A 22,670-nucleotide genomic window follows, 5' to 3' on the forward strand; every position below is an offset into this window, starting at 1 on the left:
TGGTGCTCGGTCTACTTCCCCTTGTGCCCGGACTTGCCCCGGCCGCCCTTGTGGGCGCCGTTCTGGGTGCCGTGCTTGCTGTCGTACTGCTCGTACGCGTCGACGATACGGCCCACCAGCTTGTGTCGTACGACGTCGTGGGACGACAGCCGGGAGAAGTGGACGTCCTCCACTCCGTCCAGGATCTCCTGGACCTGCCGCAGGCCGGACTTCTGGCCGTCGGGAAGGTCCACCTGCGTCACGTCACCCGTGATCACGATCTTCGAGTCGAAGCCGAGGCGGGTGAGGAACATCTTCATCTGCTCGGGGCTCGTGTTCTGGGCCTCGTCCAGGATGATGAAGGCGTCGTTGAGCGTGCGTCCGCGCATGTACGCCAGGGGCGCGACCTCGATCGTGCCCGCGGCCATGAGCCTCGGGATCGAGTCGGGGTCGAGCATGTCGTGCAGCGCGTCGTAGAGCGGGCGCAGGTACGGGTCGATCTTCTCGTACAGCGTGCCGGGCAGGAAGCCGAGGCGTTCGCCCGCCTCGACCGCCGGGCGGGTCAGGATGATGCGGTTGACCTGCTTGGACTGCAGGGCCTGCACCGCCTTCGCCATGGCGAGGTACGTCTTGCCGGTGCCCGCCGGGCCGATGCCGAAGACGATCGTGTGTTTGTCGATCGCGTCCACGTAGCGCTTCTGGTTGAGCGTCTTGGGGCGGATCGTGCGGCCGCGCGAGGACAGGATGTTCTGGGTGAGCACCTGGGCCGGGGTCTCCTGGCCGTCGCTCTCCCCGTTCTCGCTCGCCTTCAGCATGGCGATCGAGCGTTCCACAGCGTCCTCCGTCATCGGCTGCCCGGTGCGGAGCACGAGCATCATCTCGTCGAACACGCGGGATACGAGGGCGACCTCCGCCGGGTCGCCCACCGCGCTGATCTCATTGCCCCGGACGTGGATGTCGGCCCCCGGGAAGGCCTTCTCGATCACGCGCAGGAGGGCGTCGCCGGATCCCAGCACGGTCACCATGGGGTGCTGGGCGGGGACGGTGAACTGTACTCTCGCCTGCCCCTGCGCGGGGGTGTGAGCTGTGGGTGTCTGAGTCATGGGCCGGCGCTGAAGGCCTGCGGTTCCTCCTCTTCACGGCCGCGTAGCTGAGGGCGGCCTCGCGATACCCAGGGTACGACGGTGGACTGACAAGACCGTAGGCTTTTTCGCCCACCCGGGTGCGTTGCCCGAGTGCGTCGCCCGGCACCGGGCGCCCGTGCCCTCAGGCCGACCGGCGGAACCCGATGGTCGGCACGGCTCTGCGCAGCGGCCAGGGCCGCACCAGCTCCGGCGGCACCAGGTCCGCCAGGAACGCGTACCGCCGCAGCGCCGCCTGCTCCTGGCCCTCGACCGACTGGACCCGGCGCCACCAGGCCGCGATCTCGGACCAGCCGGGCGCCGACAGCGACCCGCCGAACTCCTGGACGGACAGCGCGGCGGTCAGCCCCGCGAAGGCGAGACGGTCGGCCAGCGGCCAGCCGGCCAGCGTCCCGGTGACGAAGCCGGCGACGAAGACGTCTCCGGCGCCGGTCGGGTCGAGGGCCTCCACGGCGATGGCGGGGACCTCGGCGGTCTCGCCGGTACGGCGGTCGACGGCGTACGCGCCCTCCGGTCCGAGGGTGACGACGGCGACCGGCACATGGTCGGTCAGGGCGTGCGCGGCGGCGCGCGGGCAGTCGGTGCCCGTGTACCGCATGGCCTCCTGCGCGTTCGGCAGGAACGCCTCGCAGTACCGCAGGTCGGGCAGGCCCGCGAGGTCCCACGCGCCGGTGTCGTCCCAGCCGACGTCGCCGAAGATGCGGGTGCCCTTGCTCGCGGCCTGGGCGATCCAGGGGGCGCTGCGGCCGGGTGTGAGGGAGGCGACGGCGGCACGCGCGCGGGGCGGGCAGTCGGGCGCCGGCTCCTCGGGGGGCGGCTCGTGACCGTGGGAGACCATCGTGCGCTCGCCTTCGTACGCCATCGAGACCGTGACCGGGGAGTGCCAGCCGGGCACGGTGCGCGACGGGGAGAGGTCGATGCCCTCGCCCTGTTCGAGGGCATCCCAGCAGTACTCGCCGTAGTGGTCGTCGCCGAAGGCCGCCGCGAGGCAGGTGCGCAGGCCGAGGCGGGCCAGGGCGGTGGCCATGTTGGCGACGCCGCCGGGGCTCGACCCCATACCGCGGGCCCAGGACTCCGTCCCGCGCACCGGGGCGGAGTCGAGCCCGGTGAAGACGATGTCGAGGAAGACGGTGCCGGTGAGGTAGACGTCCCAGGGCGGGTCGTCCGGCACGCGCAGCGCGGCGAGGGGGTCGACCTGGGTCTGGCGGTGCGATCCCTCTCCGGTCGACACGATGGACGCGGTGGACGCGATCACGGTGCGCTCCCTGACGTGGTGCTGGTCTGGCCAGTGTGCACCACGCCACTGACAGCGCGACGGCGATCGCACCGCAGCCACCCCTGAGGGACGGCGCTACCAGCGGGGCGTCGGGGGTGTCTGCCAGCCGGGGTCGGCGACCCGCATGGCGGCCGCGTCGTCGCGGTCCCGGAGCGAGCCGTCGTCGTCCAGCCACCGCCGGTGCAGCGCGGCCAGCCGGTCGCGGTCGAGGTGGACGCCGAGACCGGGGGCGTCGGGGACGGCGACGGTGCCGCCCTGGAAGGTGAGGCGTTCGGTGAGGACGTCCTCCGCCTGCCAGGGGTAGTGGGAGTCACAGGCGTGGTGGAGGTTCGGCACGGTCGACGCCACATGGGTCATGGCGGCGAGGGAGACGCCCAGGTGGGTGTTGGAGTGCATGGAGACCCCGACGCCGAAGGTGCGGCAGACGGCGGCCAGGTGCTGGGTGTTGCGCAGGCCGCCCCAGTAGTGGTGGTCGGAGAGCACGACCTGGACGGCGTCCCGTGTGAAGGCCTCCTTGATCTCGGCGAAGGTCGTCACGCACATGTTGGTGGCGAGCGGCACGCGTGTGCGTGCGGCGACCTCGGCCATGGCGGCGGTGCCGAGCGCCGGGTCCTCCAGGTACTCCAGGACGTCCCCGAGTTCCTCGGCCACCTTCACGGACGTCTCCACGGACCAGGCGCCGTTGGGGTCCAGCCGCAGCGGATGCCCGGGGAACGCCTGCGCCAGCGCGCGTACGGCGGCGATCTCCTCGTCGGGCGGGAAGACGCCGCCCTTGAGCTTGAAGGAGGTGAAGCCGTACCGCTCGGTGAACTTCCGGGCCTGTTCCACCACTCCGGCCGGGTCCAGGGCGGCGCCCCAGTCGTCCGGCTCGGCCGCCACGCCCTCCGGGTGCCCGGCCCACTTGTAGAACAGGTAGGCGCTGTACTCGACCGTGTCGCGGACCCTGCCGCCGAGCAGGACGTGCACGGGCAGCCCGAGCGCCTTGCCGAGGGCGTCCAGGCAGGCCACCTCGAAGGCGGACAGGACGGACAGCCGCAGTTTGTCGGCGCTCTGCACGCCGCGCAGCCCGCCGACGTCGACGGCGTCCCGGACCCGCGAGGCGTCCACGGCGACCTCGTCGGCGAGCGAGAACAGGCCGTTGAGGTCGCCGACCCGCCGTCCCTTCAGCCGCTCGGCGAAGGGGCGGGCCAGTTCCAGGTACTTGGTGTCGCCGTACGTCTCGCCGACGCCCGTGACGCCGTCGGCCGTGACCAGCTCGACGATCAGGCGGGGGGTGTACGGCTGGTGCACGCCCTGTGTGTTCAGCAGCGGCGGGTCGGCGACCAGGACGGGGGTCAGCCGCACGTCGGTGATGGTCAGGTCGCTGTGCACGGGGCGGCTCCCACGAGGTCGAGTCCGGCGGCGAGGAGGGTCCCGAGGCCGGCCGGGTCGGCGGCCGGCGGGTCGGTGAGCGGGCCCGTACGGGGCCCACCGGGCGACCGCGCCGCCGGGCCGCTGCCTGCACGAGTGACACCGCGTACGGCCAGGGCGGCGAAGGAGGCGTCGGCGGTCTCGGGGGCGAAGGCGTGCACGGCGGAGGAGTAGGCGGGGACACCGACGGCGGCGATGGGGGTCCCCCCTGCGCGAGCGCGGTCGAGAGCTTGGGGGAGCGGGCCTGGACCTCGGCGGTGGCGGCGCCCTTGGAGAACAGGAAGTCCTCGGGGGCGGCGAGCGTGAGGCGTCGCAGCCGGCCGAGGTCGCTGTGGCCGTCCTTGAGGCCGATGACGTTCGGCAGGGCGGCGAGACGCTTCAGCGCGTCGACTCGGCAGGAGACCTGACCGCTCTGGTGGGCGACGAGCGGGAGCCGGGTGCGGGCAGCGATGCGTTCCGGCCGGACGACGCCCCCGTCCTGCGGGGCGGTGACGAGGGAGTGCGGAACCGTCGGTGTGGGAGCTGGTCAGCGGGAAGGACGGCACCCCGTGGGCCATCCCCTCAGGCAGCCGTCGCCCGACGGCCTCCGGTCCTGCCCGCTCGGCCACAGCCCCTCTCCCCACCGCCACCTCATCCACGTATGAAGACGAAGGTTAGATAGGCGAACAGGAGGCGTCAATGGCTCCGCCTGGGGGGCTTCGGCTCGCGCTGTGGTACGACAGGCCCGCGCAGGACGCGATCAGCTGCTCGTGGGCCGGTGGCTCGGCTGACGCCGGGGCACGAGGAGCGGATCGTCGCCGTGATGGGGGAAGTACGGGCCGATGGAGGCCACGGTTCCCGCGGGTGGCGGCTCGGTGCACTGGCGTCAGCGCGGAGTTGGCGCGGCCGGGGCGGTGACGCCGCCCCGGCGATGACGCGCGTCTCGACGGTGGCATGGCTCGGCGGGGACGCGTCTCGACGATGGTGCGGAACCTGCGGTGGCGCGCGCTTTTACCCACCCTTGTTAGCCCCAAACGCATACGTGGGCCACATCACACCCTCTCAGCTCCCGTCTCCCTCCCGCCGCTTGATACAAATTGCCCGCGCGTTCCTGTCCGTCGACGGTCGTCGCCCATCCCCCTTTCGACCAGCTTCTTTCGCATGCCCTGGGAACGCCCGTGTTCGCCCCCCGTACCACTCCCTGGCCCCTCGTCGCCCTTTTCACGGCCGGGTACCTCGCTCCGTATCTGCTGCCGACGACCGTCGGACGGCTGGACTCGGGCCTTCCGCTGACGGCCACGCAGGCGGGTGCCGTCGGCAGCGCGCTGCTGCTGAGCTCGGCGACGGCCGGGTTCGCCCTGGCGTCGAGGGTGGAGCGGATCGGCCCGCGCACGCTGGCCCGCGCCGGGCTCCTGATCGCGGTGCTCGGGTACGGCGCCGCCGCGCTCACCGAGTCGGTCCCGGCCGTCGTCGCCGGCGCGGTCGTCGGCGGGTTCGGATCGGGGACGGCCACCACGGTCGCCGCGACCCGGATCGCCGCCCAGCGCGATCCGCACCGGGCCTCCACGCTCGGCCTGCTCAGTGTCTCCGCGCTCGCGGGAGCGGTGTATCTGACGGTGCCGCACCTGGGCCCGGGGCACGGTCTGCCGCTGGCCGCCATCGCGCTCACCGCGCTCGCCGTGTGGCCGTTGACCGGTCGGCTCGCCGCCGAGACGGCGTCCCGGCCGACCCGGCACGACAACGCGCCGCTCCCGCACCGCCGTTCCGGGCTGGTGCTCGCCGCCTCGATGCTGTGCTGGTCGCTGGCGCAGAACTCGTTGTGGGGCGTGAGCGGCAGGATCGGACTGGCCCAGGCGCACCTGAGCGAGACCACCGTCGGTGCCGTGTTCGCCGTGGCGCTGGGCGCCGGGCTGCTGGGAGTGACGGGGGCGGGCGCGCTCGGGGCGCGGCTGGGGCGGGCCGCGCCCATCGGGGCCGGGACGGTGCTCATCGCCGGGTGCATCGCCCTCAGCGCGTCCGCGACCGGTCTGGCGAGCTTCGCGGCCGGTGAGATCGCCTGGAACGCGCTCTACCCGGTCGTCCTGTCGTACCTGATCGGGCTCGCCGCCTCGCTGGATCCGCGCGGCCGGTGGGCGGTGCTGGTCGGGTCGGCGTCCTCGCTCGGCACCGCGGCCGGGCCGCTGACCGGCAGCGCGCTGGCCGCTCAGGCCGGGTTCCCGGTCATGGGCGTGGTGCTCGGCGCCGGTCTGCTGGTGGTCGCCCTGCCGATGACCGCGGTCGCCCTGCACACCGGCGGGCGCCCGCTGCTGCCCGGCGCGGTCCGCCGCCGCGGCGGCACTCCAGGGGCCGTGGTCGCCGCCGCCCCCGGCACACCCACCGGCACGGTCCCCGAGATCGGCGCCCGGGAACAACCGGTGGTCGACATCCCGGTGGACGCTCCGGCCGTCCGCACCCGCCATGCCTACGACACGGCGGCGGCAGCCGCGGCGCCCCCCGGAGCCGGCTGACGGCACACGACGAACACCAGACGCCGTGCGGCGGCGGGCAGCGGACGGCAGCGGTCAGCGGCTCTTCGGGCCGGCTGCGCCCCGCGCCCACGGCGCCACCCCGTCAGTCGAAGGCGTACGCCTCCACCTCCGCCAGGTACCGGGTCCGGCGGTCCTCGTCGTGTTCCAGGAAGGACGCGAGGAAGGAGTTGCGGGCCAGTTCGCGCAGTCGGTCGGCGTCGAGGCCGAGTGTGCGGTGGACGGCGTCGAAGTTGTCCCCGACGTAGCCGCCGAAGTAGGCCGGGTCGTCGGAGTTGACCGTGCACAGCAGGCCCGCGTCCAGCATGGCGGGCAGGGGGTGGGCGGCGAGGGTGCCGACCGTGCGCAGCCGGACGTTGGACAGGGGGCACACGGTGAGCGGCACGCGTTCGCGCACCAGCCGTTCCACCAGCGCGGGGTCCTCCATGCAGCGCAGGCCGTGGTCGACGCGCTCGACGCCGAGGACGTCCAGCGCCTCGGTGATGTACTCCGGCGGGCCCTCCTCGCCCGCGTGCGCCACCCTCCTCAGACCCAGCGCCGCGGCCGCCTCGTACACCGCGCGGAACTTCGCCGGCGGGTGCCCGACCTCGGCCGAGTCCAGGCCGACACCCGTGATCCGGTCCAGGTAGGGCCTGGCGGCGTCCAGCGTCGCCAGCGCCGACTCGGCGGACTCGTCGCGCAGGAAGCACAGGATCAGCTGGGTGGAGACACCGTGGTTCTGCTCGCTGCGGCCCAGCGCCCGCCACAGTCCCTCGACGACCGTGCCCAGCTCCAGCCCCCGCTGGGTGTGCGCCTGCGGGTCGAAGAAGATCTCCGCGTGCCGCACGCCCTGCGCGGCGGCCCGGGCGAGGTAGGCGTCGGCGAGGTCCTCGAAGTCCCGCTCGGTGCGCAGGACGGCCATGAGCTCGTAGTACAGGTTCAGGAAGGACTGCAGGTCCTCGAACCGGTACGCCTCGCGCAGCTCGTCCGTGTCGGCGTACGGAAGCGTGACACCGTTGCGCGCGGCGAGCTCGAAGGCCAGCTCCGGTTCCAGGGTGCCTTCGATGTGAAGGTGCAGTTCGGCTTTGGGGAGGGGCATTAGATCATCGTACGGCCGTTTCACCGACGCTTCGGGAGCGGCACCCTGAGCAGATCGTGTGCCACGGTCAGCTCGCCCTCGTACCCGGCGGCCCGCGCCTGCCGCTCGAACTCGTCCGGGTCGGTGTAGCGCTGGCTGAAGTGGGTCAGCACCAGGTGCCGCACACGGCTCTCGCGCGCGACCCGTGCCGCCTGACCTGCCGTGAGATGGCCGTGCTCGACGGCGAGTTCCTCGTCCTCGTCGAGGAAGGTCGACTCGATGACGAGCAGGTCGCAGCCCTCGGCGAGCGCGTACACGCCGTCGCACAGCCGGGTGTCCATGACGAACGCGAACCGCTGGCCTCGGCGCACCTCGCTGACGGCTTCCAGGGGGACGCCGTCCAGCGCGCCCTCGCGCTGGATGCGGCCGACGTCCGGTCCCTTGATGCCGTGCGCCGCGAGGCGGTCGGGCAGCATGCGGCGGCCGTCGGGTTCGACGACGCGGTAGCCGTACGACTCGACGGGGTGCGACAGCTTCCGGGCGTGCAGCGTGTAGCCGGGGGTCACCGCGAGGACGCCGTCAGCGGCGACCGGCACCTCGGTCAGCTCGACGGTCTCCCGGTAGGCGGTGGCGTACCGCAGGCGGTCGAAGAAGCGGCGGCCCGAGCGCGGGTAGTGGGCGGTGATCTCGTGCGGCACCTTGTCGAGGTTGATGCGCTGGATCACCCCGGCCAGGCCCAGACAGTGGTCGCCGTGGAAGTGGGTGACGCAGATCCGGTTCAGGTCGTGCGCGGCGACGCCGGCGCGCAGCATCTGGCGCTGCGTGCCCTCGCCGGGGTCGAACAGGATGCCCTCGCCGTCCCAGCGCAGCAGGTAGCCGTTGTGGTTGCGGTGCCGGGTGGGGACCTGGCTGGCGGTGCCGAGGACCACGAGTTCGCGTACGGACAAGGCTGCTTACCCCGGGGGCCACTCGAGGCCGCGGCCGCCCAGCACGTGTGCGTGCGCGTGCCAGACGGTCTGACCGGCGCCGCTGCCCGTGTTGAAGACGGTGCGGTAGCTCTCCAGCTTTTCCTCTTCGGCGACGACCTGCGTCTCGCGCAGCACGTCGGCCGCGAGGTCCGGGGCGCCGGCTGCGAGGGCGGCCGCGTCACGGTAGTGCGCCTTCGGGATCACCAGGACGTGGGTGGGCGCCTGGGGGTTGATGTCCCGGAACGCGACGGTGGTGTCCGTCTCGCGGACGATCGTCGCCGGGATCGTACCCGCGACGATCTTGCAGAACAGACAGTCGTCCTGGGGTTCCCCTGCCATGCGTGTGCCTCCTCACGCCGGTGATCTCTTACGGGCATGGTAACGAGAGCGGCCGCCCACGGGCCGGGACGGCCTACGACGGGAGGCTCGGCGGCACCTTCGCCGGCGCTCCCTCCAGCGTCTCCAGAGCGATCCTGACCGCTTCGTCCAGCTGCGCGTCCCGCCCCGCCGCGTGGTCCTGCGGCCGCTGCACGACCTCCACATCCGGGTCCACCCCGTAATTCTCCACGCCCCACTCGTAGCCCTCCAGCCAGAACGCGTACTTGGGCTGGGTGACGAGCGTGCCGTCGACGAGGCGGTAGCGGCTGTCGATGCCGATCACGCCGCCCCAGGTGCGCGTGCCGACCACCGGTCCCAGCCCGAGCGCCTTGATCGCCGCGTTGACGATGTCGCCGTCGGAGCCGGAGAACTCGTTGGCGACGACCACGACCGGCCCGCGGGGCGCGTCGCGCGGGTAGCTCTCGGCGCGCATGCCGCGCGGCAGGTCCCAGCCGACGATCCGCCGCGCCAGCTTCTCGACGACCAGCTGGGAGGTGTGCCCGCCGCGGTTCTCCCGGACGTCGACGACCAGGCCCTCCCGGACGACCTCGACGCGCAGGTCGCGGTGGATCTGGGCCCAGCCGGGCGCCTGCATGTCGGGCACGTGCAGATAGCCGAGCCGGCCGCCGGACTTCTCGTGCACATAGGCACGCCGGTCGGCGACCCAGGCGTGGTACCTGAGCTGCTCCTCGTCGGCGACGGGGACGACCACGACGTGCCGTGGCTCGCCGCCGCCGGACGGGGAGACGGTCAGTTCCACCGGTTTGCCGGCCGTGCCGACCAGGAGCGGCGCGGGGCCGGTCACCGGGTCGACCGGCTGCCCGGCGACCGCGACGATCGCGTCGCCGGGGCGCACCGCGACGCCGGGAGCAGCCAGCGGGGAGCGGGCCTCCGGGTCGGACGTCTCCGAGGGAAGGATGCGGTCGACACGCCAACTGCCGTCCTCGTGGCGGGAGATGTCGGCGCCGAGCAGGCCCTGCCGGGCGCCGCCGCCGTGGCCGCCGCGCGGCATGACGTAGGCGTGCGAGGTGCCGAGTTCGCCCTGCACCTCCCACAGCAGGTCGACGAGGTCGTCATGGGTGGCGACCCGCTCCAGCACCGGCCGGTAGCGGTCCAGGACGCCGTCCCAGTCCACGCCGTTCATGTCGGGCCGCCAGAACTGGTCCCGCATGATGCGGCCTGTCTCCTCGTACATCTGCCGCCACTCGGCCGCCGGGTCGCAGAACTGGCGGACCCGGCCGAGGTCGACGGTGATGTTGGTGTCGCTGTCGTCGTCGTTCGAGGCGCGTCGGTCGCTGGGCACGACCTTGAGCCGGCCGTCGGTCCACAGCAGGACCCGCTTGCCGTCGCCGCTGACCTCGAAGTGGTCGGCGTCGGCGGCGAGATGCTCGATGCGCTGCTGGGCGAGGTCGTAGCGCTCCAGCTCGGTCTTGGGGTCCGGGTCGTCGGGCGTGGCCCGCGCGTGGCCGAGGACACCGCGCACCGGGTGGCGCAGCCACAGCACGCCGTCCTTGGCGGCCCGCAGGTTGGAGTAGCGGGCGGCCTCCACCGGGAAGGGCACGATGCGGTCGGCGAGCCCTTCGAGGTCGACGCGGGTGGTGGGGGTGCCCTCGCTGTCGGGGGTCTCCTCCCGGTCGGGCGTCTCGAAGGGGCGGCCGTGCCGCTGCGGCCCGAACGGCGACGGGGTCGTCGCGGCGAGCGTGATCAGATGCGGGCGGGCGCCCTCCACGAAGGCCAGGTCGAAGACGTGCTCGTCGTAGACCGGGTCGAAGGAGCGGGTGGACAGGAACGCCAGGTGCTTGCCGTCGAGGGTGAACGCCGGGGCGTAGTCCTGGAAGCGCAGCGGCGTCGCCTCGGTGACGGACAGGTCGGTGGTGTTGGCGAGTTTCAGCTGGCTCAGCGGGCTGGGCCCGGGGTGGGACCAGGCGAGCCATGCGGAGTCCGGTGAGAAGACCAGTCCGGACACGTCGCCGTTCTCGCTGCGGTCCACCTCCCGCACCTCGCCCGTCTCGCGTTCGACGAGCAGGAGGCGTCCGTCGTGCGAGGCGACGGCGGCCCGGCCGCCGTCGGGCGCCATGGCGAGCTCCAGGACGCGGCCCAGCTGTCCGGCGGCGAGCCGGCGCGGGGTGGCGCCGGGGACCAGGCCGGTGGCGGGCGCGAACTCCAGGGCGTCGTCGCCCTCGGCGTCCGTCACCCACACCACCCACTCCTCGCCGTCCGCGCGGAAGGCACGCGGCAGCCGGGCCCGTACGCCGGGTGCGGCGGCGAGCGCGCGGGCCGGTCCGGAGCGGTGGGTGACCCAGTGGACCGCGCCGCGGACGCAGACGGCGCTGCCGCGCGCGGTGTGGTCGGGGGAGGCCGAGCCGAACCAGCGGGAGGCGTTGACCGGGAACGGCTGGAGGTCGACGCGCTGCCCGCCGAGCCGGATGCCGAGCCGCCGCGGCTCTGCTCCGTCCAGGTCGTCCAGCAGCCACAGTTCACCGGCGGAGGAGTAGACGACGCGGGAGCCGTCGGTCGCGGCGTGCCGGGCGTAGAAGCCCTCCCCGTGCGGCGTGTGCCGCCGCAGGTCGGAGCCGTCCGCGAGGGAGGAGTACAGCGCGCCGGTGCCCTCGTGGTCGGAGAGGAACGCGATCCTCTCCCCCACCCACAGCGGGTACTCGATGTTGCCGTCCAGCTCCTCGTGGAGCCGGACGAACTCCCCGTCGCCGTCACGGTCGATCCACAGCTTGCCCGCCGTACCGCCCCGGTACCGCTTCCACCAGGCGGCCTCGCGGCCCATCGGCGCGGACAGCAGCACGGTGTGCGGCCCGTACGCGATGTCGCCGACGGGCCCGTACGGCAGGCGGGTGGCCGGTCCGCCGTCGAGCGGGACGGCGTGGGCCCAGGTGCGGCGCAGGCTGGCCTGGCCGTGGGCGGTGAGGGCGAGCACCTGCCCGTCGGGTGTCCAGCCGCGGACCTGGGTCCTGCCGCTGCCCCAGTGGGTGAGGCGTCGGGTGGGGCCGCCGTCGACGGGGGCGATGTGCACCTCGGGGGCGCCGTCCCGGGTGGAGGTCCAGGCGACGGTGGTGCCGTCGGGCGAGATCCGCGGCTGGGTCACCGGGACGTTGTCGGCGCTGACCCGCCAGGCCCGCCCGCCGTCGAGGGGCGCGAGCCACACGTCGTCCTCGGCGGTGAAGGCGACCAACTCGCCGTGCACGTGCGGGAACCGGAGATACGCAGGCGTTGCGGACTGTGTCACCCGATCACCCTATGCAAGGGGCGCCCTGCCCGACAGAGGTTTGGATCAGTTGCCGGGGCCGTCACCGTCACTTGCCTTCCACCGGTCGGCACTTGGGGTACTGGTCGCACCAGACGGTCGTCGTGACGGTCACGGTGACGGTGGGTCCGGGCCGCCCGTACGTGGGGTCGCCGCCGACGGGCGGGGGGCTGGTGGCGTCGCAGTCGCCGAGCCCCTTCACGTGGAACACCACCTTGCCGTCCACCTTGGCGGTGATGTCACCGCGGACGCACGCGCCGTCCACCGCGTGGGTGACCTTGCCGTCGACGGTGATCTCCTTGCCGTCGTTCGTCTCCCCCTGGCAGTCGACGGTGGCGACGGTGTCCTCGCTCGCCGACGGCGAGGACGTGCCGCTGTCCCCGTAGGAGCCGGTGCAGCTGAGCCAGCGCACCCCCGTCTTCTGCCGGTCGAGTTCCCGCGTCACGGTCTCGTCGGTCGTGTACGCCACGGACGCGGAGCTCAGTCCGCCCGGCTCGCACGCGACGACTCCGCCCACGGCGACGACCGCGAGCCCCGCCACGGCCGCCACCCTGGTCCCACGCTGTCGCCGCTGTCGCCGCTCTCGACACCAAATCGGCCTCAGTGCCCCCATGAAGGGCAGCCTGCCACCGGACCGGGGCGGCGCGGTAGGGCGCATACGGCCACGCTGCGCTCCCGCACGTCGCGTTCGCGTAGCCCAACTCCTGCTCGCCCAACGCCCCTCGCCCCCGCCCCACCGCCGCGCATCCGTCCCGCCGGACCGCTCGGCTGCCCGGCTGCCCGTGCAGCCGGGGTCAGCCGCGTGGCAGGAGCCACTCCTGGAGTTCGACCAAGTTGCCCTCCGGGTCCTTGAGGTGGGCGACGCGCATGCGGTCGGTCATGGGGGCGGGGCCGTGCAGCAGGGTGGCGCCCCGGGAGGTGATCCGGTCGCAGCAGGCGTCCAGGTCGTCGACGCGCAGGACGACCAGCGAGCGGTGGCCGGCCGCCGTCTCGCCGAGTTCGTCCAGGACCCCGGCCATCATCGCCCGGTTCTGCAGGGCGATACCCGCCGAGCCGGAGTCGGGGCTGAACTTCTCGTACGGTCCGTCGGCCGCGCCCGACTGCGGCGTGAGGGAGAGGACATCGGCGTAGAAGCGGTAGCAGGCCGGGAAGTCGGTGACGAAAAGACGTACTTGGGCGAGTTCCACGGTTCCCCCGGTGTCAGGACCAGCGGCCGGTGCGGCCGAGCAGCAGGGCGGCGGCGGCCGTACCGGCGGTCGAGGTGCGCAGCACGGTGGGGCCGAGCACGTACGCCTTCGCTCCCGCCCCCGCGAACAGCTCCAGCTCCTCCGGGGCGACACCGCCTTCGGGACCGACGACGAGCACGATCTCGCCCTCGGCGGGGAGTTCGGCCGTCGCCAGCGGCTCCTCGCCGCTCTCGTGGAGCACGGCGGCGAAGTCGGCCCGGGCGAGCAGCGCGGCGACCTGCTTGGTCGTCGCCGCGTCCGCGACCTCGGGGAAGCGCACCCGGCGGGACTGCTTGCCGGCCTCCCGGGCCGTCGCCCGCCACTTGGCGAGGGACCTCAGTCCCCGGTCGCCCTTCCACTGCGTGATGCAGCGCGCCGCCGCCCACGGCACGATCGCGTCGACACCGACCTCGGTCATCGTCTCGACGGCCAGCTCACCGCGGTCGCCCTTGGGCAGCGCCTGGACGACGGTGATGCGGGGCTCCTCCGGCGGCTCCTCGCTCACCGAGTCCAGCTGGACGACCAGCCGGTCCTTGCCTTCGGTGCCGAGCACCACGCAGTCCGCCCAGTGCCCGGCCCCGTCGGTGAGGATCACGTCCTCGCCGGGCCGCAGCCGCTTCACGGAGACGGCGTGCCGCCCCTCCGGGCCGTCGAGGACGTACCGTCCGCCGCCGCCCGCCCGGAAGTGCTCGACCACGAACACCGGCGCGGTCATCGGCCCGTACCTCCCGGGTATCCCGACAACGCTGTCCGGGCGACCGCGAGTTCACCGGCCAGCACCTCCACGAGCTGCCCCGCGGGCATCTCCCGCGCCATCCGGTGCCCCTGCCCGGCCCACAGCGCCATGCCCTGCGCGTCGCCCGCCTTGGCGGCGGCCTTGCGCAGCGGCGAGGTCAGGTGGTGGATCTCCGGGTAGGCGGCGGGCGCGTAGGGGCCGTGCTCGCGCAGGAAGCGGTTGACCAGGCCGCGGGCCGGACGTCCGGAGAAGGCGCGGGTCAGCTCCGTGCGGACGAACAGGGGGTTGGTCAGAGCCTGCTTGTGCAGGGCGTTGGCGCCGGACTCGTGGGTGGCGAGGAAGGCCGTGCCCAGCTGGGCCGCGCTCGCACCCGCCGCGAGTACGGCGGCGATCTGGCTGCCGCGCATGATGCCCCCGGCGGCGACGATGGGCAGGCTCACCGCCTCGCGGACCTGGGCGACCAGCGACAGCAGGCCGAGACCGGAACCGTCCGTCTCCGGGACGTCCCGGTGCGTGCCCTGGTGGCCGCCCGCCTCGACGCCCTGCGCGATCACCGCGTCGGCGCCCGAGCGTTCGACGGCGCGGGCCTCCTCGGCGGTGGTCGCGGTGACGAGCGTGAACGTGCCGACGCGGTGCAGGGAGTCGATGACCTCCCGGCTCGGCACACCGAAGTGGAACGAGACCACCGGCACCGGGTTGTCGCGCAGGACGGCGAGCTTGGCCTCGTAGCCGTCGTCGCGGCCGCTGTCGGGGTCGCCGAGCTCGGTCTCGTACCAGGAGGCCTCGCCGGCGAGCTGGTGGGCGTAGACGTCGACGGCGGCCGGGTCGGCGTACTCCGGCTGCGGCATGAACAGGTTGACGCCGAAGGGCCTGCCGGTGAGGCTGCGCAGCTGTTTGATCTCCTGGTACATCCCGTCGGCGGTCTTGTACCCGGCGGCGAGGAACCCGAGGCCGCCCGCCTCGGACACGGCGGCGGCGAGCTGCGGCACGGAGACGCCGCCCGCCATGGGGGCCTGCACGATCGGATGCGGGAAGAGATCGGTCAGCGCGGAGGACATGACCGCATGTTGTCACGTCCTCCGAGCGAGTCCGAATCCGGCCTTCCGACTGGCATGGACCAGCGGCACACCCGCGCGCCCCGGCCCACGGCCGCCCGCGTCAGCGCCCGTTGAAGGCGTCCTTCAGCCGCGAGAACAGCCCCTGCTGCCCGGGCTGGAACTGTCCCTGCGGGCGCTCCTCGCCGCGCAGTTTGGCCAGCTCGCGCAGGAGCCTCTCCTGCTCGGGGTCGAGCTTGCTCGGGGTCTGCACCTCGACGTGGACGATGAGGTCACCGCGTCCGCCGCCCCGCAGGTGCGTCACACCGCGCCCGTGCAGCGGGATCGACTGGCCGGACTGGGTGCCCGGGCGGATGTCGACCTCCTCCATGCCGTCCAGCGTCTCCAGCGGCACCTTGGTGCCGAGGGCCGCCGCCGTCATCGGGAGCGTGACCGTGCAGTGCAGGTCGTCGCCGCGCCGCTGGAACACCGGATGCGGGAGTTCGTGGATCTCGACGTACAGGTCACCGGCGGGACCGCCACCGGGCCCCACCTCGCCCTCGCCGGCGAGCTGGATGCGGGTGCCGTTGTCGACACCGGCCGGGATCTTGACGGTGAGGGTACGGCGGGACCGTACGCGGCCGTCGCCGGCGCACTCCGGGCACGGCGTGGGCACCACGGTCCCGAAGCCCTGGCACTGCGGGCACGGGCGCGAGGTCATGACCTGGCCCAGGAAGGACCGGGTGACCTGCGAGACCTCACCGCGGCCCCGGCACATGTCACACGTCTGCGCCGAGGTCCCCGGCGCCGCGCCGTCGCCGTTGCAGGTCGTGCACACGATGGCCGTGTCGACCTGGAGGTCCTTCGTGGTGCCGAAGGCGGCCTCGTCGAGCTCGACCTCGATACGGATCATCGCGTCCTGGCCGCGGCGGGTGCGCGAGCGCGGACCGCGCTGCGACGCCGTGCCGAAGAACGCGTCCATGATGTCGGAGAAGTTCCCGAAGCCGCCGGCCCCGAAGCCGCCCGCGCCGGCCGCGCCGGCCTGCGAGAGCGGGTCGCCGCCGAGGTCGTAGACCTGCTTCTTCTGCGGGTCCGACAGCACCTCGTAGGCGGCGTTGATCTCCTTGAACCGCTCCTGGGTCTTCGGATCGGGGTTGACGTCCGGGTGCAGCTCGCGCGCGAGCCGCCGGAAGGCCTTCTTGATCTCTTCCTGCGACGCGTCGCGGCGCACGCCGAGTACGGCGTAGTAGTCCGTGGCCACTACGACTCCGCCAGGATCTGTCCGACGTACCGTGCCACTGCGCGTACCGCTCCCATCGTTCCCGGGTAGTCCATGCGGGTCGGTCCGACCACGCCGAGCTTGGCGACAGCCTCGCCGCCCGAACCGTAGCCGACCGACACGACGGACGTGGAGTTGAGTCCTTCGTGGGCGTTCTCGTGACCGATACGGACGGTCACGCCCGGATCCTTGGCCTCGCCGAGCAGCTTCAGGAGCACCACCTGCTCCTCCAGCGCCTCCAGCACCGGCCGGATCGTGAGGGGGAAGTCGTGCGAGAAGCGGGTCAGATTGGCGGTGCCGCCGATCATCAACCGCTCCTCGTTCTCCTCGACGAGCGTCTCCAGAAGTGTGGAGAGCACCGTCGAGACCGTACCGCGGTCCTCGACCTCGAAGGCCTCCGGCAGGTCCTCGACCAGGCTCGGCACGTCCGTGAAACGACGGCCCGCGACCCGGCTGTTGAGCCGCGCGCGCAGATCCGCCAGCGACGTCTCGCCGAAGGGCGCCGGGCAGTCGACCACACGCTGTTCGACCCGCCCGGTGTCCGTGATCAGCACCAGCATCACACGCGCCGGCGCGAGGGAGAGCAGCTCCACGTGCCGCACGGTCGACCGGGTCAGCGACGGGTACTGCACGACGGCGACCTGCCGCGTCAGCTGCGCCAGCAGCCGCACGGTCCGGGCCACGACGTCGTCCAGGTCGACGGCGCCCTCGAGGAAGTTCTGGATGGCCCGCCGCTCCGGCGCGGACATGGGCTTGACGCCCGCGAGCTTGTCCACGAAGAGCCGGTAGCCCTTGTCGGTGGGGATGCGCCCGGCGCTGGTGTGCGGCTGGGCGATGTAGCCCTCGTCCTCCAGGGCGGCCATATCGTTGCGGACGGTGGCCGGGGAGACACCGAGGTTGTGCCGCTCGGTGAGCGCCTTGGAGCCGACGGGCTCCTCGGTGCCGACGTAGTCCTGGACGATGGCGCGCAGCACCTGAAGCCTGCGTTCACTGAGCATGCGCGCACACCTCCAGAAGTCGTCCGCCCGGTGTCCTGCCTGGTTTCGCCTGACACTCCTGGCACTCGGCGCGTGCGAGTGCCAGACTTCCCCGGCCCAGTGTACGGCGGTGGGGTACGGCACGGGCAAGGCCGGTGCCGTGGCGGCGCCACGGCGCCGCTCCCCGGCTAGCGTCGCCGTATGACGGTGACTTGGGAAGAGCTGGGATGGGAGCGGGTCGCGGCCGGGGTGGGGCGGTGCCGGCTCCCGGTGTGGGACTGCACGGCCGGGCTCGTCGTCGGGGAGGGCGCGGCACTGGTGATCGACGCGGGGTCGAGCCTGGCCGAGGGCGCGCGGTTGCGCGCGCAGGCGCGGGAACTCGCCGGTCATCGTGTGACGCATCTCGCGCTGACCCATCCACACTTCGACCACGTCCTCGGCTCGGCGGCGTTCGCGGGCGCGGAGGTGTTCGCGGCGGTGGGCGTGGACGGGGTGTTCACGCGCGCGCGTGACCGCGAGGAGCTGCGCGCGGACGCGGTGACCCACGGCCTGGACGCCCGGCAGGCCGAGGAGGCGGCCGACGCGCTGGCCCCGCCCCGCCACCTGGTCTCCGGGGAGCGGACCCTCGACCTGGGCGCGGGCCGCCAGGTGCTGCTGGCGAACGTGGGCCCGGGCCACACCGCCCACGATCTCGCCGTGCTGGTGCCGGGCGACCCGGAGGTGGTCTTCTGCGGCGACCTGGTGGAGGAGTCCGGCGCGCCGCAGGCGGGCCCGGACGCGGTGCCGTCCCACTGGCCGGCGGCCCTGGACCGCCTGCTGGACCTGGGCGGCGAGGACGCGCTGTACGTGCCCGGTCACGGAGCGGTGGTGGACGCGGCGTTCGTCCGGGCGCAACGCGACGCCCTCGCCGCGCGGTTCGGCGTGTCTCCGTGAACGCCCGCCGACTTCTCCTATCGTCATCCGAATGCGCCAGTACTCTCCGGACCTGACCCCGCCGTGGAAGAAGCCCAAGCCGGTTCCCGAGGTCCCGGCCGAGCCGGGCCTGGTGGTGGAGGAGCAGGTCACCGGTTTCTGCGGCGCGGTGATCGGCTGTGAGGCGGGCACGGTCACGCTGGAGGACCGCTTCGGCAAGCACCGCGTGTTCCCGATGGAGCCGCGCGGCTTCCTGCTGGAGGGCCGGGTGGTGACGCTCGTACGGCCCTCCTCGGGCGGTCCGGTGCGCCCCACCCGCACGGCCTCCGGTTCGGTCGCCGTCCCCGGCGCACGCGCGCGCGTGGCCCGGGCCGGGCGCATCTACGTGGAGGGCCGGCACGACGCCGAGCTGGTCGAGAAGGTGTGGGGCGACGACCTGCGCGTCGAGGGCGTGGTCGTGGAGTACCTGGAGGGCGTCGACGACCTGCCGTCCGTCGTGGACTCCTTCTCCCCCGGCCCGGACGCCCGTCTGGGCGTCCTGGTGGACCACCTGGTCCCGGGTTCCAAGGAGTGGCGCATCGCCCGGTCGGTGACGAGTGAGCACGCGCTGGTCGTCGGCCACCCGTTCATCGACATCTGGGAGGCGGTCAAACCGTCGTCCCTGGGCATCGAGTCCTGGCCGCGGGTACCGCGCGGCCAGGACTGGAAGACCGGGGTGTGCCGGGCCCTGGGCTGGCCGGAGAACACGGGGGCGGCCTGGCAACGGATCCTCGGCCGGGTGCGCTCCTACAGGGACCTGGAGCCGGAGCTGCTGGGGCGGGTGGAGGAACTGATCGACTTCGTCACGGCGCCGACGTAGCCCGACACCCGACCCCACTCCGCCGCCCGCGACCGTTCGGCTGAGGCCGCGGGCATGCGTGCCGGGCGCGACACGGCGCTGAGCCGCGGCACGCGTGCCGCTGCGTGCGACACGGCGCCGGGCCGCGGCGGCACAGGCGGGCAAAGCAGCACCCCACCCACCGCCGTTCGGTTGAGCCGCGGGCACACGTGCCGACCGGAGCTGTACAGATGGGCGAAGCGGCACCCGGCCTCGGGTGACCCCGCAGCACCTCGGGACACCGGCCGGGGCACCGGAGCTCACCGGGTCGTTGCCCCTCACCGCCGGGTTGCGGACCCACCCCCGCCTAGGCGGGGACGCCGAGCCCGCCCCTCAGTCCACCAGATCCCTGACCACGGCGTCCGCCAGCAACCGCCCCCGCAACGTCAGCACCGCCCGGCCCTCCTCGTAAGGCCCGCCTTCCAGCAACCCCTCGGACAACGCCCGGCGCGACGCCGCAAGCCCCTCCTTCCGCAGCAGCGACAACGACACGCCCTCCCGCAGCCGCAGCTCCAGCAGGATCCGCTCGACCCGGCGGTCCTCCTCCGACAGCACCTCACGCCCGGCCCCCGGCGACCGCCCCGCCGCCAGCGCCGCCGCGTACGCGCCCGGGTGCTTCACGTTCCACCAGCGCACCCCGCCTACGTGGCTGTGCGCCCCGGGCCCGGCCCCCCACCAGTCGGCGCCGCGCCAGTACAGCTCGTTGTGCAGGCAGCGCCCGGCCCGCGACGTGGCCCAGTTCGACACCTCGTACCAGTCGAAGCCCGCCGCCGACAGCGCCTCGTCCGCGATCAGGTAGCGGTCGGCGTGGACGTCGTCGTCGGTCATCGGGATCTCGCCCCGGCGGATGCGGCGCGCGAGCCCCGTGCCCTCCTCGACGATCAGGGCATAGGCGCTGATGTGGTCGGGGCCGGCGGCCAGGGCGGCCTCCAGCGACGCCCGCCAGTCGTCGTCGGACTCCCCCGGCGTGCCGTAGATCAGGTCCAGGTTCACATGGGTGAATCCCGCGGCGCGGGCCTCCGCGACGCACGCCTCCGGACGCCCGGGCGTGTGCGTGCGGTCCAGGATCCTCAGCACGTGCTGCCGGGCGCTCTGCATGCCGAAGGAGATCCGGTTGAAGCCGCCCTCCCGCAGCCGCGCCAGATACGCCGGGTCCACCGAATCGGGGTTCGCCTCAGTCGTGACCTCCGCGTCCGGCGCCAGCCCGAACTCGTCCCGGAGCGCGCCCAGCATGCGGACGAGGTCGTCCGCGGCCAGCAGGGTCGGCGTACCGCCCCCGACGAAGACCGTGCGGACCGGCCGCGGGTCGTCGCCGAGCACCTTGCGGGCCAGGCGGATCTCGTCGATCAGCGTCTCGGCGTAGTTGTCGCGGGAGGCGAGGACGCCGCCCGTGCCGCGCAGCTCGGTCGCGGTGTAGGTGTTGAAGTCGCAGTAGCCGCAGCGGGTCGCGCAGTACGGAACGTGCAGGTAGAACCCGAGGGGGCGGTCGGCGGCCCCGGCGAGCGCCCGCGGGGGCAGCGCGCCGTCGGCGGGGACGGGCTCGCCGTCGGGGAGTGCGGAAGGCATGTCTTCCATTGTCCAGCACCCCGGCCGGCGCCTCGCCCGCTCACCCGGAGGCTCACTGCGCCTGGAGCACCAGCAGCGCCAGGTCGTCCGCCGGAGGGCGCGCGCCGAACTCGTGCACCAGCCGCTTGATCCGCTCCGCTATGAGCTCCGCGTCCAGTCCCGCGCAGCCCGCCAGCGCCGCGGCGAGCCCGTCCCCGTCGTCGAACTGGCGTGAGCCGCTGCGCCGCTCGGTCACCCCGTCGGTGACGCACAGCAGCGTGTCACCGGACCGCAGCTCGAAGGTCTCGCTGGTGTACGTCGCGTCCTCGATGACTCCGAGGAGGGTCTGCGGCTCGGCCGCCGTACGGACCGTGCCGTCGGGGCCGAGGTGCAGCGGCAGCGGATGTCCGGCGGAGGCGAGGGTGCAGCGGACGCCGCCGTCGAAGGGCACCAGCTCGCCGTAGAGCAGGGAGAGGAAGCGGGTCTGCGGGCCGTCACCGGGTGTCGTGGGCCGGGCCCCGGCGGCCACCAGGGCCCGGGCCGCGGCGTCCGCGGCCTCCGTCGCGTCGTCGAGGAGGAGCTGGTTGAGGCGGTCCAGGACGTCGGCAACCCGGTAGCCCTCCCGGGCCAGCAGCCGCAGCCAGGGGCGGGCGAGCCCGATGACGACGGCGGCCTCGGGCCCCTTGCCCTGGACGTCGCCGACCGCGAAGCACCAGCGGCCGTCACCGGCGGGGAAGACGTCGTAGAAGTCCCCGCTCGGGCCGCCCTTGTCGTACGGCTCGTACACGAGGGCGCTGCGCACCCCGGGGATCTCGGCGACGACGCCGGGCAGCAGCCCGCGCTGGAGGACGGCGCTGATGGTGGCCTGCCGGGCGTACTGGCGGGCGGCGCCGATGGCGAGCGCCACCCGGCGGCTGAGGTCCTCGACGAGGCCGGTGATCTCGTCGGGGAAGCGGGGGATGCCGGTCCGCCCGATGACGAGGGTGCCCAGCGGGCGGCCCCCGGCCACCAGCCGGTAGGCGAGCGCCGCGCCGGTCCCGCCCAGGCAGTCACCGGGCCAAGGGTAGGCGGCGGGACGGGATGCCGGCGGGTCGTGCGGGTGCGGCGGGTTCTTCTCCAGGGCGTGGCGCAGCTCCTCGATGTGGTTCTCGCTGGTGTGCCAGACGCGGGCGAGGCGGCCTCCGGTACCGGTGCCGTCGGTCCAGCCTCCCCCGATCCCGGCTCCGTTCGAGCGGGGGGACCCCCAGTGTCCGGAGGTCTCGTCCTCCAGCCACACCGCGCACCAGTCGGCCAGCCGCGGCACGATCAGCTGACCGGCGAGGGCGGCGACCAGGTCCTCGTCGAGCTGCCCGGCGAGCAGGTCGGAGGCCTCGGCGAGGAAGGACAGGGCGCCGCGGCCGAGCCAGTCCCGGTCGTCCTCGGGCCGCCGCGCGTCGGGGGCGAGCAGCGCGGCGACCCTGAGCCCGCGCTCCAGGGCGCGTTCCTCCGCGTACGCCTCGATGTCCTGGCCGGGCGACCGGTCCGCGGCGGGCAGCCGCGCCCAGACCGTCTTGCTGCCCGTGCGGTAGGTGACCCCCCAGGCCTCCGCCAAGGTGGCCACGAGCCGCAGGCCGCGCCCGTACTCCGGCGCCTCGAACGCCGTCTCGGGCTCGCCGCCGCGCGGGGCGCGCGAGGGGTGGTGGTCGCGGACCTCGACGACGACGGCGCCGGTGTCCTCCAGGTAGCACGTCAGCTCCACGTCCGTGCCAGCGTGCACGACGGCGTTGGTGACGAGTTCGCTGACGACGAGCGTGGCGTCGTCGGCGAGGCGGTCGGTGAAGTGCTCGGTGCCGGGCAGGCCGAGGCCAATCCAGTCGGCGAGCGCCGTGCGCACCAGCGCGCGGGCGGAGCCGGGGGCGAGGGAACTGCCGGGCAGGGTGGTGTGCGCCCGCGCGTGCGTCGGCGCGCACGCCTCGGACGCGTGCGCGGGCACCTCGGAGGCACGGAGCAGCGTCTCCCGTTGCGTCGGAATGGCCCCCATGGGCAGCTCCCCGGACAGTTCGCACGAATACGCCTCAGTCGATGCCGACAGGGTGACAGACTGGCCGCGCCCATAAGCGCCGAGTTACCGAAGT

General features: G+C 73.5%; 18 protein-coding genes and 1 pseudogene. 3 read left to right on the plus strand and 16 right to left on the minus strand.

What is annotated here, in order from left to right:
* Positions 1-11: 11 nt before the first annotated feature.
* From ACFPZJ_RS01740 to ACFPZJ_RS01755, 4 genes and pseudogenes are all read right to left on the minus strand, one after another.
* Positions 12-1,082, minus strand: coding sequence for a PhoH family protein (locus ACFPZJ_RS01740; RefSeq protein WP_381016149.1), 1,071 nt, complete (start codon positions 1,080-1,082; stop codon positions 12-14).
* Positions 1,083-1,245: 163 nt separating this feature from the next.
* Positions 1,246-2,373 (minus strand): carbohydrate kinase family protein, encoded by a 1,128-nt coding sequence (locus tag ACFPZJ_RS01745; RefSeq protein WP_381017268.1) that lies wholly within the window; start codon positions 2,371-2,373, stop codon positions 1,246-1,248.
* A gap of 99 nt (positions 2,374-2,472) precedes the next feature.
* Complete coding sequence (locus ACFPZJ_RS01750) at positions 2,473-3,768, minus strand: glucarate dehydratase family protein (protein ID WP_381016152.1); 1,296 nt, start codon at positions 3,766-3,768, stop codon at positions 2,473-2,475.
* A pseudogene (locus ACFPZJ_RS01755) lies at positions 3,753-4,315 on the minus strand (beta/alpha barrel domain-containing protein); the annotation flags it as partial. The gene ACFPZJ_RS01750 and the pseudogene ACFPZJ_RS01755, both read right to left, overlap by 16 nt.
* A 649-nt stretch (positions 4,316-4,964) precedes the next feature.
* Between ACFPZJ_RS01755 and ACFPZJ_RS01760 the strand changes: the two are divergent.
* A complete protein-coding gene (locus ACFPZJ_RS01760) occupies positions 4,965-6,293 on the plus strand; it encodes an MFS transporter (RefSeq protein ID WP_381016154.1) in 1,329 nt (442 codons plus the stop codon).
* A gap of 103 nt (positions 6,294-6,396) precedes the next feature.
* Here the strand turns inward: ACFPZJ_RS01760 and ACFPZJ_RS01765 are convergent, their stop codons facing one another.
* The 10 genes from ACFPZJ_RS01765 to hrcA all read right to left on the minus strand — a co-directional run bounded on the left by ACFPZJ_RS01765 (position 6,397) and on the right by hrcA (position 17,243).
* Positions 6,397-7,389 (minus strand): adenosine deaminase, encoded by a 993-nt coding sequence (locus ACFPZJ_RS01765; protein ID WP_381016157.1) that lies wholly within the window; start codon positions 7,387-7,389, stop codon positions 6,397-6,399.
* Between the two features lie 20 nt (positions 7,390-7,409).
* Entirely contained in the window at positions 7,410-8,315 is a 906-nt protein-coding gene (locus tag ACFPZJ_RS01770) for a ribonuclease Z (protein ID WP_381016160.1), read from the minus strand.
* Positions 8,316-8,321: 6 nt separating this feature from the next.
* Positions 8,322-8,675, minus strand: coding sequence for a histidine triad nucleotide-binding protein (locus ACFPZJ_RS01775; RefSeq protein ID WP_381016162.1), 354 nt, complete (start codon positions 8,673-8,675; stop codon positions 8,322-8,324).
* 73 nt (positions 8,676-8,748) lie between these two features.
* Positions 8,749-11,952 carry a S41 family peptidase gene (locus ACFPZJ_RS01780; protein WP_381016163.1) on the minus strand — a complete coding sequence of 1,068 codons (3,204 nt, stop codon included), beginning with the start codon at positions 11,950-11,952 and terminating at the stop codon, positions 8,749-8,751.
* Between the two features lie 67 nt (positions 11,953-12,019).
* Positions 12,020-12,583 (minus strand): hypothetical protein, encoded by a 564-nt coding sequence (locus ACFPZJ_RS01785; RefSeq protein WP_381016166.1) that lies wholly within the window; start codon positions 12,581-12,583, stop codon positions 12,020-12,022.
* A 181-nt stretch (positions 12,584-12,764) separates the two neighbouring features.
* On the minus strand, positions 12,765-13,157 hold the full coding sequence (locus ACFPZJ_RS01790; protein ID WP_381016169.1) for a VOC family protein: 393 nt from the start codon (positions 13,155-13,157) through the stop codon (positions 12,765-12,767).
* Between the two features lie 13 nt (positions 13,158-13,170).
* Positions 13,171-13,911: a 16S rRNA (uracil(1498)-N(3))-methyltransferase gene (locus ACFPZJ_RS01795; protein WP_381016171.1), complete on the minus strand. Its 741-nt coding sequence runs from the start codon at positions 13,909-13,911 to the stop codon at positions 13,171-13,173.
* On the minus strand, positions 13,908-14,990 hold the full coding sequence (locus tag ACFPZJ_RS01800; protein WP_381016174.1) for a nitronate monooxygenase: 1,083 nt from the start codon (positions 14,988-14,990) through the stop codon (positions 13,908-13,910). Before ACFPZJ_RS01800 ends, ACFPZJ_RS01795 begins: the two co-directional genes overlap by 4 nt.
* A gap of 100 nt (positions 14,991-15,090) precedes the next feature.
* Entirely contained in the window at positions 15,091-16,227 is a 1,137-nt protein-coding gene (gene dnaJ / locus ACFPZJ_RS01805) for a molecular chaperone DnaJ (protein ID WP_381016176.1), read from the minus strand.
* Positions 16,227-17,243: a heat-inducible transcriptional repressor HrcA gene (hrcA, locus tag ACFPZJ_RS01810; protein WP_381016179.1), complete on the minus strand. Its 1,017-nt coding sequence runs from the start codon at positions 17,241-17,243 to the stop codon at positions 16,227-16,229. The genes dnaJ and hrcA overlap by 1 nt, the downstream gene beginning before the upstream one ends.
* Positions 17,244-17,423: 180 nt before the next feature.
* On the opposite strand from hrcA, the gene ACFPZJ_RS01815 reads away from it, so the two are divergent.
* Both ACFPZJ_RS01815 and ACFPZJ_RS01820 read left to right on the plus strand, forming a co-directional pair.
* Complete coding sequence (locus ACFPZJ_RS01815; protein WP_381016182.1) at positions 17,424-18,155, plus strand: MBL fold metallo-hydrolase; 732 nt, start codon at positions 17,424-17,426, stop codon at positions 18,153-18,155.
* Positions 18,156-18,186: 31 nt separating this feature from the next.
* Positions 18,187-18,993 carry a DUF3097 domain-containing protein gene (locus ACFPZJ_RS01820; RefSeq protein WP_381016185.1) on the plus strand — a complete coding sequence of 269 codons (807 nt, stop codon included), beginning with the start codon at positions 18,187-18,189 and terminating at the stop codon, positions 18,991-18,993.
* A 351-nt stretch (positions 18,994-19,344) separates the two neighbouring features.
* Here ACFPZJ_RS01820 and hemW read toward each other — a convergent pair whose 3' ends face one another.
* Both hemW and ACFPZJ_RS01830 read right to left on the minus strand, forming a co-directional pair.
* Positions 19,345-20,577: a radical SAM family heme chaperone HemW gene (gene hemW, locus ACFPZJ_RS01825; RefSeq protein WP_381016188.1), complete on the minus strand. Its 1,233-nt coding sequence runs from the start codon at positions 20,575-20,577 to the stop codon at positions 19,345-19,347.
* A gap of 52 nt (positions 20,578-20,629) precedes the next feature.
* A complete protein-coding gene (locus ACFPZJ_RS01830) occupies positions 20,630-22,576 on the minus strand; it encodes a SpoIIE family protein phosphatase (protein WP_381016191.1) in 1,947 nt (648 codons plus the stop codon).
* Positions 22,577-22,670 lie beyond the last annotated feature (94 nt).

This window comes from Streptomyces bullii (assembly GCF_042657145.1).
In the GTDB taxonomy this organism is placed as follows: Bacteria; Actinomycetota; Actinomycetes; order Streptomycetales; family Streptomycetaceae; genus Streptomyces; species Streptomyces bullii.

Coding starts and splice junctions, on each gene's coding strand:
- ACFPZJ_RS01740 (WP_381016149.1), bottom strand. CDS start 1,082: ATGACTCAGACACCCACAGCTCACACCCCCGCGCAGGGGCAGGCGAGA.
- ACFPZJ_RS01765 (WP_381016157.1), bottom strand. CDS start 7,389: ATGCCCCTCCCCAAAGCCGAACTGCACCTTCACATCGAAGGCACCCTG.
- ACFPZJ_RS01775 (WP_381016162.1), bottom strand. CDS start 8,675: ATGGCAGGGGAACCCCAGGACGACTGTCTGTTCTGCAAGATCGTCGCG.
- ACFPZJ_RS01785 (WP_381016166.1), bottom strand. CDS start 12,583: ATGGGGGCACTGAGGCCGATTTGGTGTCGAGAGCGGCGACAGCGGCGA.
- ACFPZJ_RS01795 (WP_381016171.1), bottom strand. CDS start 13,911: ATGACCGCGCCGGTGTTCGTGGTCGAGCACTTCCGGGCGGGCGGCGGC.
- ACFPZJ_RS01800 (WP_381016174.1), bottom strand. CDS start 14,990: ATGTCCTCCGCGCTGACCGATCTCTTCCCGCATCCGATCGTGCAGGCC.
- hrcA (WP_381016179.1), bottom strand. CDS start 17,243: ATGCTCAGTGAACGCAGGCTTCAGGTGCTGCGCGCCATCGTCCAGGAC.
- ACFPZJ_RS01815 (WP_381016182.1), top strand. CDS start 17,424: ATGACGGTGACTTGGGAAGAGCTGGGATGGGAGCGGGTCGCGGCCGGG.
- ACFPZJ_RS01820 (WP_381016185.1), top strand. CDS start 18,187: ATGCGCCAGTACTCTCCGGACCTGACCCCGCCGTGGAAGAAGCCCAAG.
- hemW (WP_381016188.1), bottom strand. CDS start 20,577: ATGCCTTCCGCACTCCCCGACGGCGAGCCCGTCCCCGCCGACGGCGCG.
- ACFPZJ_RS01830 (WP_381016191.1), bottom strand. CDS start 22,576: ATGGGGGCCATTCCGACGCAACGGGAGACGCTGCTCCGTGCCTCCGAG.